Below are 11791 nucleotides of genomic sequence, written 5' to 3'. Positions count from 1 at the left end.
ATAAAGTTAAAGGTAGTTGAGTGAAAGATAAGCGCATAATTGTAGTAATCGGAGGTGGTTTGGCAGGCCTGATCTCTGCCTATTTACTGGCCAAAAGCGGACAAAAAGTTATTTTGGTCGAAAAGAAGAGGTATCCATTTCATCGGGTTTGTGGCGAATACCTATCCAATGAGGTACTTGATTTTTTGACAAGGGAAAACCTTATGCCTGATCAATATGAATTCCCTCGTATTAATACATTTCTTTTTTCAGACACCTCGGGGAAAAGCGTGTCGACTCCATTGGATTTGGGAGGTTTTGGTATTAGTCGCTATGTGCTGGATGAGCACCTTTACCAGAAAGTCTTAGAACAAGGAGGTGAAGTAAAAACTGGAGTGCAGGTAGAGTCTGTATTTTTTGATGACTTAGGAAATCAGTTTCGAGTGGGATTGGCTGACGGTGAGTTTTTGACAGCGGATTACGTGATTGGAGCGTTTGGCAAAAGATCTAAGTTGGATAAACGCTTAAAGCGCAGTTTTATCGAAAAGCGAAGCCCCTATATTGGCGTGAAATATCATATTAAGACTGATTTTAACCGGGAGGCAGTTGCGCTATACAATTTCGAAGGTGGGTATTGTGGAGTGAATGCAATAGAAGAGGGCAAATCAAATTTATGCTATTTGGGAAATCGAGATCACCTTAGAAAGTACGGGTCAATAGAGTCAATGGAGCAAGAGATTCTGTGGAAAAATCCTATCCTGAAGCGCTTATTTACCGACAGCGAGTTTCTCTTCGAAAAGCCAGAAGTGATCAATGAGATCAATTTTGAGAGAAAGAATCCTGTGGAAAATCATATCCTAATGGCGGGGGATTCGGCAGGATTAATCACCCCACTTTGCGGAAATGGGATGGCTATGGCAATACAGTCTGGCAAGGTAGCGGCAGAAGTTATTTTAGCAGGAAAGTCTAGGCAAGAAATTGAAATCAACTATGAAAATTCCTGGAAATCACATTTTGAGCGAAGGCTTTGGTTTGGTCGAAAAGTCCAGCGACTTTTTGGTGCCAGACAAGCTTCAGTATTTGTGAAAAACCTAATTCAGCATGTACCATTTGTTGCAAAGCAAATTATAAAAAACACGCACGGAAAGCCTTTCTAGTAGCCCAAAGCCTGTAAGATTTGGGTGTTTTCTAGGAAGTAGTAAATAAAAAAAGCATTGAGTGCTAGTGCAGAGAAATAATTCATCCCCATCGCCCAATTGTAATTCGCGTATTTCAAAGGATTTAGTCGGATAAAACTAAACCAAGTCAAAAAGTACAACATTATAGGTGCCATTGCGGCAAGGTAAATCCACAGGATTTGAGTTTGATTTCGATCAAGGAAATACCAGGCGAAAGCTGCTCCAGTGACCATAAATGCCAACGCTGAAAAGAGGAAAGTACCTTTGATTCCTAAGACCAAACTCAATGTACGATCCCCTCTTCGGCTATCTTCGCCGTGTTGATAAACTTGCGTCAAGGGATAGTTTCCCCATAGCATCAAACTCGTCAAAAGGCCAGGAATCGCCACATGAGGCTTGAATAACACATCCCAACTCAAATCACTTAGTCCAGCATAAGCCATGGCGAATGTGAAATATCCCTGAAACAAACCTGCAATAAACCAACTCAGCCAGGGATACTTTTTGATGCGGATCGACGGGTGTGAATAAGCCATGCTTACCAATCCATAGATCACAAGCATAAGAGCAAAACTAAAGTTGATGGACGCGCCTATACCTATTGCAATTAGGAAAAAGACTAAGGAAAGCCAGTACAGATCTTTAGTGACTTTTGGAGGGTGCTTCAGCCCGCCTATGCTTTCCTCATCCTTATCAAAATAACTGTTGTAACCATTACTTGATGGATATAAAAAAAGGTGAATAGCAATAAAAACCAACAATATTCTTGACTCATTATGATTGGGAGTAAGTGCTAGCGCAAAGAAAAATACGGGCATCAAAAAGAGCGAAAATGGAATTCGAAGATGCTTAAGGCTGGAACGGGAAATCATATCGTAAATCAGGTTCGGATTATAACTTTTCGGAGTTGAGATGGTTACAATGCATTCACCCAATTTAGATATATTCGAGTAACTTGATGTAGTGAAATAGCATGGGATGAAACAATTCGGCATCGTTTTGGAAAATATGACCCACGAACCAACTAAATATTACGAAAGATGATAGATTTCCAGAACCCAAATTTCTTCCTATGACTGTTGGAATAGTAAGCATTGGCTTGGCAAATCCAGGTAAACCGATAGATCAGTCTGCTATAGCCAGCTTTATGGAAAGAGCACATCAGCTGGATGAGGTGGAAGCTAGGAAGCTGAATTTTTTGTATAGGAAATCTGGAATTTCCAGTCGATACAGTGTGCTGAGTGATTTTGAGCAATCCGATCCAAAAGACTATACTTTTTTCCCTAAGTCAAAAGATTTTGAACCCTTCCCGGGAACCAAAGCAAGAATGGAAGTTTTCCGTCAAACTGCTCCCCCTCTTTGTGAGGAGGCTGTCACGAATTGCTTATCAAAAACAGACGTAAAAGCTTCAGAAATCACACATTTGATCTTGGTGTCGTGTACAGGAATGATAGCACCGGGTGTGGAATTGGACTTAATGAAACGGTTGTCACTAGATGATTCTGTGGAGCGCTATTGCCTGCATTTTATGGGTTGCTATGCTGCTTTTACGGGATTGAAATTGGCCGATAAAATTGTAAAAGCAGAACCGACAGCCAAAGTAATGCTTGTGTGCGTGGAGCTCTGCACACTCCATTTTCAAAAAGACTACGTGGAAGATAACATCCTCGCCAATTCACTTTTTGGGGATGGAGCAGCTGCAACGCTGGTTATGAATTCGCAATCCGGGTTTAAAATCAAGTCTTACCTAAGCCAGGTACTTCGGGAAGGAGAAGGAGATATGGCTTGGGGAATTGGAGATTTTGGTTTTGAAATGCGCCTGAGCAAATATATTCCTACGCTTTTGGATCAAGGTATCAATCAATTGAGAGAGAAATTTGAAGAAAAGTTTAAGTTATCTAATGTGGATAACTTTGCAATTCATCCAGGCGGGAAGCAGATTCTTCAGAAAGTTCAAGAGGCATTTGGTTTAGCAAAATCAGTAAATGATCACGCCATGAATGTCCTGAATCAGTTTGGGAATATGTCGTCAGCGACTATATTATTTGTGCTGGAGCGGATGATGCATGATGATCAAATTCAGGGAGAAATTCTATCTATGGGATTTGGGCCCGGCATTACATTGGAAACCTTACTTCTGGAAAAGTGATGAGTAAGTTTGCGCAGAGAAGTGAGGAAAAAGAGCTCATGGATGACCTAAATTGCTCGGGTGAAGAACTGAATCAAACTTTGCGAGAACTAAAAACCATCAACCGCTGGCTGGGAGGAAACCATGTTACCACTTCTGGGTTGGCGAAGATTTTTAGAAGTTGTCCACAAGATTCCTATTCCGTTGCAGATATTGGCTGTGGAGGTGGAGACATGATCCGAGTAATGGCTGAATGGGCAAAAAGTCAAAAAAAAGAAGTGAATTTTACGGGAATCGATGCCAACAGGAACATTATTGCCCTTGCCACGGTTAGGTTAGCTGACTTATCAGAAGTCAGCTGGAGAGTTCAGAATGTTTTTGAACCAGAGTTCTCCGAAGAAAAAGTAGATATCTCTACTTGCACGCTCTTTACACATCATTTTACAGACATCGAATTAGTCGGACTTTTGAAGTCGCTTCAGGCAAAATCCAAACTGGGAATAGTGATCAATGATCTGCATAGACATTGGTTTGCATACAATAGCATCAAAATTCTAACACGTCTTTTTAGTAAATCAGAAATGGTACGTCATGATGCGTCATTATCTGTATTGAGGAGTTTTTCAAGAAATGATTGGGAAAGAATCCTGGACAAAGCAGGAATAGCTGATTTTACAATTTCTTGGAATTGGGCTTTTCGCTGGCAAGTGAACATTATATTTTAGTAAATCACAACCAAAATAAATTAACATGGAAATTTCTCAGGAAACGGTAAATGCATTTTATGAACGTGCAATCGACTTGGCGTACTTAATTATTCCAAGACTTATTTTTGCTGTAATTTTTTACCTAGTTGGTAAACTTATTGTAAAGAGTCTTTTGAAGGGTTTGAGACGCCTATTGGAAAAAAGAGACACTAATCCTTCTCTAAATGAATTTCTTTTTGGGTTTGTTAAAATCATATTATTTATCACCTTATTCATGGGGGTGGCTAGTATACTGGGTGCACCTTTAGGATCCACAGTAGCAATATTTGGTGCAGCAGGTTTGGCGATAGGTTTGGCTTTGCAAGGGTCACTTTCAAATTTTGCCGGTGGTATTCTGATTTTAGGTTTTAAACCTTTTGAGGTAGGTAATGTAATTGTTGCACAGGGACATACTGGGACAGTTGCCAAAATACAGATTTTGTATACCCACCTGATGACTTTTGATAATTTGGAGGTCGTTATCCCAAATGGTAGCTTGGCCAATTCGGATATCGTTAATATGAGTACTCAAGCGACCAGAAGAACTGAATTCAAAGTAGGAGTGGCATACGGTACCAATATCAAAAAGGCAAAAGAGATTTTACTGAATATCTTTGCGAACGACCCTCGTGCTCTCAAGGATCCTGCACCTTTTGTAGCGTTGACAAATTTCGGAGATAGCTCGTTGGATATGGTAGTTAGAGTTTGGGCAAAATCAGGCGACTTGTGGCCAATGCACTTCGATGGAATGGAAGCAATTAATACTGAATTTGAAAAAGAGGGAATTGAAATTCCTTTCCCTCAGCGTGTTGTCCATCAGATCAAAGAAAAAGTAGCCGAGGAAGAATCAAATTCTTAAGAGGCTCTTCATTTAAAAAAAGGCGATCAAGTTGATCGTTTTTTTGTTTTTAAAACTTTTTTATGATTTCGTCAAGTGACTTTCTTTGGATATCGGGCACGTAGGTTTCTGTCTTAGGATAACCAACAGGAATTAGTAAATATGTTTTTTCATTAAAGGGTCTTTCTAAAATTTCACTTAGAAAATTCATAGGGCTAGGTGTATGTGTTACCGCCACTAAGCCTGCATTATGTATGGCGGAAATCAAAAAGCCGCAAGCTATTCCTATTGATTCATTGACGTAGTAGTGCTGTACTTTTTCGCCCTTATCCATGCCATAGGATTGTTTGAAAACCACAATCAAATAAGGGGCATCTTCCAAAAATGGTTTTTCCCAGTTAGTTCCCAATGGCTTTAAGTCAGACTTCCATTTTTCAGGCATGCTGGAAGAATAGCTGATTTTTTCCTCCTCTTCAGCAGCCTCTCTGATTTTCTTTTTAATACTGGGATCTGAAATCAGGCAGAAGGTCCATGGTTGCTTGTGCGCACCAGATGGAGCAGTGCCGGCAGTGCGGATGATGTTTTCCATTACTTCCAACGGGACTTGTCGCCTATCAAATTCTCTGACTGTACGTCTTTGATCCATTTCCTGAAAAAACATTTCGGAGCGAAGGATCATTTCTTCAGTGCTTAGTTGGGGGCGTTCGTATCGAACATGCTCAAAACCCGCAATTAATTTCTTTTCCATAAAAAAAAACGGCTACCTCGAAAGATAGCCGTTTTGATTTTATTCTCGAATGAGAATTAGTCTAGGGTTACTTCTTTGGTGCCGCTTGGGTAAAAGAGGGTAGCCAATTTATCACATGCACCATCTCCGTAATCAACAGAAGCCTCAATTCCTCTAAATTGAAATTCCAGGATTCCAGAAAGAGGGACAGTTACTCCAGATTCTACGCAGGTTTTTGTGTAAATCAAAGCCTCTGTAACCGAGGAAGTGTATTCAAATCCACCACGACTTGTTCCAGAAGCAGTTCCTGTAATAGAGACTTCGTATTCTCCTTGAGTACCCAGTTTGAGGTCACGAAGCTGGTCGCTAGTCAAGGTTACAAAAGTGTCATCAGGCCAGGTGACTTTCCCATTTTCGATTTTCACCTCTAAATTGATTGTATTCGATTCTAGGTCAGCTCCTTTATTTGTAATAGTTCTGGTGCCTTCGACCTTATAACCATTTACTTCATACCCGTCAAATGTAGTGGTGACTTTTGCCCCAGTTATCAGCAGATTTCCCGTGTAGGTCAAATTGATGATTCCTTTTCTGGTCACACCATTCGTACTGGTGCAGCCATCGCCAAAATCAACCATAATGGTCTTCGCACTTTCATCTATGGAAACTATTGCTCCATCGCAAATATTTCCTGCTGGGATATCTACGGTAGTTCTTGCACTGAGACCGCCGTTGCTGAGTACCGTAAGCGTTAGATTATCTAAATCTTCAAAAGCCATGTTGACTTGTGTGTCTTCCTCTACAACCGATAAGTCTGGCTCAGCGGGTTCATCATTCATATCACAGCTGGAGATGAGCATAATGCCGAAGATCATTAGAAATAGGAATGAGGGATTAAATGTAATTTTCATGTGGGTAATAGTTGGTGAAAGTGTAATTATTATTTAGTTTATTTAGTTTATTTTGTAATTGTATTGTTCTGTTTTTTGGTTTTGCCACCTACACAGCCAATATTTTGCGTAAGGGAGATGTCCTCGGGTAGAATTCCCATGCCTTCAGAAAGATCCCATTCTTCAGCTTCTGATTCAGTAGGTTTTTTGCTTTTACTATTTTTCATAAGCGTAGTGCGGTTTTATGTTAACGTAAAAGACATGCTTAAAATTTGAATAGCTGGCAAGGATTGCGCCAATTTGATTAGTTAGCTTGATTCAATTCCTATCTTTGGGCATGAAAGGATTTGATTTTGAGAATTCCGGTCTCGAAGAGAAACTGAAAACGGTAAAAAATAAAGCGGGCACCTTGTCCTTTCTTCGTTTGATTGTATTTTTTGCGATGGGCGGATTATTTGTTTTGTCTGTTTCGGATAACCCTGTTTGGTTTTTGTTTTTTGGGATTTCAGTCGTTGCTTTTATTTCTTTGATTAGAAAATATAATGTTCAGAAAGACCAAGAAGCCATTTATTTGGCTCTGGAGAAAATAAATATCGAAAGAGAATTGAGGCTAAATAGAAAACTCAAAGAACTGGATTCAGGAATTGAATTTCAGGAAAAGGCTCACCCTTTTTCCAATGATCTGGATCTCTTCGGAGACCATTCTCTTTTTCAGTTATTGAATCATACTGTTTCAAAAAAAGGAAAGGAGGCGTTGGCAGCAAAGATTAAATCTGAGTTTGAATTAAGCAAAGCGGGGAAATTTCATACAGCTGCCACGGAATTGTCCACAAAATCAGATTTTCTCCTGGCAATGGAAAGCATAGGAATGGCCTTTTATAATGAGGAAAAATCAAATGCCGGATGGGTCAAATGGCTGCATGAGGAAGAGTTGCAAGAGGAGGACACAAGCAAAATTCTGATTTCTATTTTCGCGTTCCTTGGGCCGATAGGAGGACTTTCACTTGGTGTGCTGGTGTATATAGGAATTGTGCCTGGAGCTATATTGGGGATTTGGGTTTTGCTTGGGATGTTTTTTTTAAGTATGGTTTTCTGGCCATTGAAAAAAGCCGCTGAATCTATTCCCAGTCGAAATCAATTAAAAACATATCGCTACTGGTTGGCTGTTTTAGAAAATCAGCAGTTTACTTCACCTTTATTGGCTGACATGCAATCCGCATTTCTGACCAAAGAGGTCAAAGCCTCTACACTTTTTGATCAGTTGGATAGCCTTGGACTATGGGTACAAAACAGAATCAACTTACTCTATATACCATTGAACCTGCTTTTTTGGATTGATCTGTTTTTATTCCTGCGATTGGTCTCATGGAAGAAAAAGCATGGTAAGCTGGTAGCGGATTTCCCTGCTCAGCTAGTGGAATGGGAGGTTTTGATTTCATTAGGAGCCTTTGAAAATGAAGTTGGAGGAAAAGGGAAAGTTGTTCATGTGGAGAAAGGATTGGTGGCAAAGGAAGTTTCTCATCCTCTGCTAGTGCCGGGAGTGGCTGTTCCCAATGATTTTATTATTGACGAAAATCAACGTATTACTCTCCTCACTGGAGCTAATATGAGTGGAAAAACTACCTTCATGCGAACGCTGGGGATTAATTGCGTGTTGGTCAATCTAGGTTTGAGTCCTTTTGCCGAGGAGTTCGGTTTTAGTGGATTCCAACTCTATACCAGTATGCGTAATACGGATAACTTGGGTGAAAGTGTGAGTTCATTTTATGCTGAACTCAGTCGAATCAAGCAATTGATCGATAGAATAGAAAAAGGAGAGCAGGTCTTCTTTCTTCTCGATGAGATTCTGAAAGGGACGAATACTGAAGACCGAATTGCAGGATCAGAAGCATTGATTAGACAGGTTGACGACACAGAAGCTTTGGGGATTATCAGTACGCATGATATAGAACTTGCCGAATTGGAGAATAGAATGGATTCAATAAAGAATTACAGTTTTCATTCGGAGATCCACGATCAGAATATTGACTTTGATTACAAAATAAAACGGGGAGCATGCCCGAGCTTTAATGCACATAAACTCATGGAATTGATGGGGATTCGTTTTCAATAATAATGATTTCCTTTTCCTGAGATTATCTTAATTTTGATTTCAAATAAACTATGGCAATACCATCGCAATCACCCATTTTGGGCGTCCTCGGAGGAGGTCAATTGGGCCGAATGCTTATTCAATCGGCAATTAATTACAATCAAGATATCCACATTTTGGATCCAGATCCAAATGCACCATGCAAGGATCTTTCCCAGCAATTTACGGTGGGTTCTCTCAAGGATTTTGAAACCGTTTATGCTTTTGGGCATGGTTGTGATGTGATTACAGTTGAGATAGAAAGTGTTAATACGGAGGCGCTTGAGAAATTGCAGAGAGAGGGGAAGAAAGTTTATCCACAGCCTGATATTTTAAGCCTTATTAAGGATAAGCGTAAGCAAAAGCAGTTTTATCGATTACATGGTATTCCTACTGCTGATTTTATTTTAACAGCAGACAAGGCTGATGTTATCCACAATTCGGATTTCCTTCCCGCTGTAAATAAATTGGGCAAAGAAGGATATGATGGGCGAGGTGTTCAGGTTTTAAGGAGTGAAGGTGATTTAGAAAATGCCTTTGATGCACCAGGGCTTTTGGAGAAATTGATTGACTTCGACAAAGAGATTGCAGTTACGGTGGCAAGAAATGAAGCTGGTGACTTGATCGCTTATCCTGCCGTGGAATGCGCTTTTCACCCTACTGCCAATCTGGTAGAGTATCTTTTTGCGCCAGCAGAAATATCCAAAGAAGTAGCTGAGAAAGCTGAGCAAATCGCGAAGGATGTGATTTTGAAATTAGGAATGGTCGGAATTCTTGCTGTTGAGATGTTTGTAACCAAAGATGGAGATGTTCTGGTAAATGAAGTAGCTCCTCGGCCTCATAATAGTGGTCACCATACGATAGAGGCTAATTTTACTTCTCAATTTGAACAACATTTGCGCTCGGTAATGAACTGGCCGCTAGGAAATCCAGACTTGAGATGCCCAGCTGCAATGATTAATTTGCTAGGAGAGGATGGGTTCACAGGGCCAATTTTGGTGGAAGGCCAAGATGAAGCATTGGCAGAACAAGGAGTTTATATTCATCTATATGGAAAGAAAATCACCAAGCCATTCAGGAAAATGGGACATGTGACCATTTTATCGGACACGGTAGTTGGCTTGAAGGAAAAGGCACAGCGAATTAAAGAGTTAATCAAAATCAAAGCAATACAATGAATCCACAGGTAGGTATTATTATGGGAAGCCAATCGGATCTTCCGATCATGGCTGAGGCTGCGCAAATGCTCGAAGAATTAGGAGTGAACTATGAACTGACGGTTGTGTCTGCACATCGTACGCCTCAGCGTATGATTGATTATGCACATTCTGCTAGGGAGCGTGGCATCAAAGTCATTGTAGCTGGAGCAGGCGGAGCAGCGCATTTGCCGGGAATGGTAGCGTCAATGACAAGTCTTCCAGTGATTGGAGTTCCTATCAAAAGCTCTAATTCCATTGATGGCTGGGATAGTATTTTGTCTATTTTGCAAATGCCTGGAGGGATTCCTGTTGCGACAGTTGCCCTGAATGGTGGAAAAAATGCAGGTATTCTTGCAGCATCAATTGTTGGTTCTTTCGACTCTAAAGTGGGAGAGAGCTTAGATGCTTACAAAAAAACACTCAAAGAAAAGGTGGAGGAGTCTGCTGCCCAGATAGAAGCTAAAGGATGGAAAGAGATACTAAAGAAATAAAAGCATTATGATTATTCTCGTCTAATAATTATGGGATGATGCCTGTTAGCTTAATTCCTTTGTTTTACTGGTAGGGAGACCGATGACGGGTGACCGAAGTGGCCTCAATGAGTGTGTTGGCTAAATCCTTTGATGCCTCATATTAGGCTAAAGTGTTTGTGATATTACTGTATGCATAATTAAATTGCGACCTCTGCGAAAACCCCTGTGCTCACTGTGGTTAAAAAGGTTCTAAAAAATAAAAAAAATGCGGCTGAAAAGCCGCATTTTAATTGATTGCCATGAATTGGAAAAAGATCATTCGATTTAAGATTGGGAATGTCCCGTGGGAAATGCCTTTGGACATATTACTCCTTCTGGGAGGAATTGCCTTAGTCCTAATGGGAGTTGGGGCCTATTTCGGTTTTCAGTTTGGGAGTGGTTAATCTGTAAAGATTCCCCATCCATCATCATTTTTTTCGTTAGGGTCAAACCCCTTTTGCCACTCAATAAAGAGTAAACGATATTCCTCTATTGCTTCCCTTAGCAATTCCAAATGCTCTTCAGCATGAGTCTCTTCCATCCCTAGTTGGTAGGTCATAGAAATGAGGCTTTTCGCATGAACTTTCATGATTACAGCTTTCTCCATTTTTAGCACATAGTCCGAAATGCTTTCAGCACCAGCGAATTTGGCACTCATGACCATCGCATCCTCCATCATGATATTGCCATAAAGCTCCTTACGTGCTTCATCTAAACTTCCAACCAGCGCGCGGGTTAGGCCAAAGATATCTTTAGCCTTTTTCATCAATGGATGCTTATAAATCTTTTCGTGTTCTTTACGAGCATCGAACTCATCGTCATCATCCCAGCCTGCCTCATCATCATCGTCGTCATCTTCCCACATATGGCAGTAGTGTTTTTAAAAAGGTAATTTATTTTCTTCTCCTTCAGAATGGAAGGTATCTACTTCTGGCATAGCGGATGGTGAAGCAGAAGATCCACCATTTCGGTCTACTTTGAAAGCCTTCACCTCAGTGTACCATCGGCCGTTATATTCTCTACTTTCCACATCTATACTCAAGGTTACATTTTCACCTGCGTTTATAGAAAACTGATCGATTTTATCTCCCCAAAGAGAAACACAAACTTTTTTAGGGTATTGTCCTCCTGTTTCAAGGATGAATTCCTGCTTTCTCCAGGCGTTGCCACTTTTTGAATTTCCACCTACTTCGGGTAGTTTTTGGATTACTTTTCCACTCAATTCCATTGTCGTATTTTTAAATTTCTATCTCCGCTAAGTTACGCAATGAGGTTGAAATCTCCTGTTTGGATTATTGTAAATTACTTTGTTGTTAAAGTGTTTTTTAACATTATTTGGCATAAACATTGGTAAATAGCTACTCTGGATTTATTTGTTTCAAATAAAATTTTGCTTTTGGCTTGATTCGAAACATATAATTTGGATTATACATTTGATAGGCTCGATAAGATAAAATCTTTAAATT

14 protein-coding genes are annotated in these 11791 nt (G+C 40.2%); 8 read left to right on the top strand and 6 right to left on the bottom strand.

Annotated features, from left to right (window positions below):
* Positions 1 to 20 precede the first annotated feature (20 nt).
* A complete protein-coding gene (locus SYJ56_RS00205; protein WP_323831346.1) occupies positions 21 to 1136 on the top strand; it encodes an NAD(P)/FAD-dependent oxidoreductase in 1116 nt (371 codons plus the stop codon).
* Here SYJ56_RS00205 and SYJ56_RS00200 read toward each other — a convergent pair.
* Positions 1133 to 2029 (bottom strand): UbiA family prenyltransferase, encoded by an 897-nt coding sequence (locus tag SYJ56_RS00200; protein ID WP_323831344.1) that lies wholly within the window; start codon positions 2027 to 2029, stop codon positions 1133 to 1135. The two genes, SYJ56_RS00205 and SYJ56_RS00200, sit on opposite strands and share 4 nt — an antisense overlap.
* A gap of 200 nt (positions 2030 to 2229) precedes the next feature.
* On the opposite strand from SYJ56_RS00200, the gene SYJ56_RS00195 reads away from it, so the two are divergent.
* The 3 genes from SYJ56_RS00195 to SYJ56_RS00185 are packed head-to-tail and all read left to right on the top strand — an operon-like array spanning position 2230 to position 4890.
* Positions 2230 to 3306, top strand: a complete 1077-nt coding sequence (locus SYJ56_RS00195) for a type III polyketide synthase (RefSeq protein ID WP_323831342.1) — start codon at positions 2230 to 2232, stop codon at positions 3304 to 3306.
* Positions 3306 to 4010, top strand: coding sequence for a methyltransferase domain-containing protein (locus tag SYJ56_RS00190; protein ID WP_323831340.1), 705 nt, complete (start codon positions 3306 to 3308; stop codon positions 4008 to 4010). Before SYJ56_RS00195 ends, SYJ56_RS00190 begins: the two co-directional genes overlap by 1 nt.
* Before the next feature lie 25 nt (positions 4011 to 4035).
* Positions 4036 to 4890 (top strand): mechanosensitive ion channel family protein, encoded by an 855-nt coding sequence (locus tag SYJ56_RS00185; RefSeq protein WP_323831338.1) that lies wholly within the window; start codon positions 4036 to 4038, stop codon positions 4888 to 4890.
* A 49-nt stretch (positions 4891 to 4939) separates the two neighbouring features.
* On the opposite strand, the gene SYJ56_RS00180 is transcribed toward SYJ56_RS00185, so the two are convergent.
* The 3 genes from SYJ56_RS00180 to SYJ56_RS00170 are packed head-to-tail and all read right to left on the bottom strand — an operon-like array spanning position 4940 to position 6710.
* Positions 4940 to 5617, bottom strand: a complete 678-nt coding sequence (locus tag SYJ56_RS00180; RefSeq protein WP_323831336.1) for a nitroreductase family protein — start codon at positions 5615 to 5617, stop codon at positions 4940 to 4942.
* A gap of 56 nt (positions 5618 to 5673) precedes the next feature.
* Entirely contained in the window at positions 5674 to 6504 is an 831-nt protein-coding gene (locus SYJ56_RS00175; RefSeq protein WP_323831334.1) for a hypothetical protein, read from the bottom strand.
* Positions 6505 to 6551: 47 nt separating this feature from the next.
* Positions 6552 to 6710 carry a hypothetical protein gene (locus SYJ56_RS00170; protein WP_323831332.1) on the bottom strand — a complete coding sequence of 53 codons (159 nt, stop codon included), beginning with the start codon at positions 6708 to 6710 and terminating at the stop codon, positions 6552 to 6554.
* 110 nt (positions 6711 to 6820) lie between these two features.
* Here SYJ56_RS00170 and SYJ56_RS00165 point away from each other — a divergent pair, with 110 nt between their 5' ends.
* The 4 genes from SYJ56_RS00165 to SYJ56_RS00150 all read left to right on the top strand — a co-directional run bounded on the left by SYJ56_RS00165 (position 6821) and on the right by SYJ56_RS00150 (position 10729).
* Entirely contained in the window at positions 6821 to 8596 is a 1776-nt protein-coding gene (locus SYJ56_RS00165; protein WP_323831330.1) for a MutS-related protein, read from the top strand.
* A gap of 50 nt (positions 8597 to 8646) precedes the next feature.
* Entirely contained in the window at positions 8647 to 9792 is a 1146-nt protein-coding gene (locus SYJ56_RS00160) for a 5-(carboxyamino)imidazole ribonucleotide synthase (RefSeq protein WP_323831329.1), read from the top strand.
* Complete coding sequence (gene purE / locus SYJ56_RS00155) at positions 9789 to 10304, top strand: 5-(carboxyamino)imidazole ribonucleotide mutase (RefSeq protein ID WP_091696724.1); 516 nt, start codon at positions 9789 to 9791, stop codon at positions 10302 to 10304. Before SYJ56_RS00160 ends, purE begins: the two co-directional genes overlap by 4 nt.
* 281 nt (positions 10305 to 10585) lie before the next feature.
* Positions 10586 to 10729, top strand: coding sequence for a hypothetical protein (locus SYJ56_RS00150; protein ID WP_323831325.1), 144 nt, complete (start codon positions 10586 to 10588; stop codon positions 10727 to 10729).
* Here SYJ56_RS00150 and SYJ56_RS00145 read toward each other — a convergent pair.
* Entirely contained in the window at positions 10726 to 11190 is a 465-nt protein-coding gene (locus SYJ56_RS00145; RefSeq protein ID WP_323831324.1) for a hypothetical protein, read from the bottom strand. The genes SYJ56_RS00150 and SYJ56_RS00145 overlap by 4 nt on opposite strands.
* A 15-nt stretch (positions 11191 to 11205) precedes the next feature.
* Positions 11206 to 11553 (bottom strand): DUF3127 domain-containing protein, encoded by a 348-nt coding sequence (locus tag SYJ56_RS00140; protein WP_323831322.1) that lies wholly within the window; start codon positions 11551 to 11553, stop codon positions 11206 to 11208.
* Between the last annotated feature and the right edge of the window lie 238 nt (positions 11554 to 11791).

The organism is Algoriphagus aurantiacus, from assembly GCF_035156405.1.
GTDB classification, from domain to species: Bacteria; Bacteroidota; Bacteroidia; order Cytophagales; family Cyclobacteriaceae; genus Algoriphagus; species Algoriphagus aurantiacus.
The sequence above is the reverse complement of the archived record's forward strand: the minus strand, read 5'-3'. Positions and strand labels throughout refer to the sequence as shown.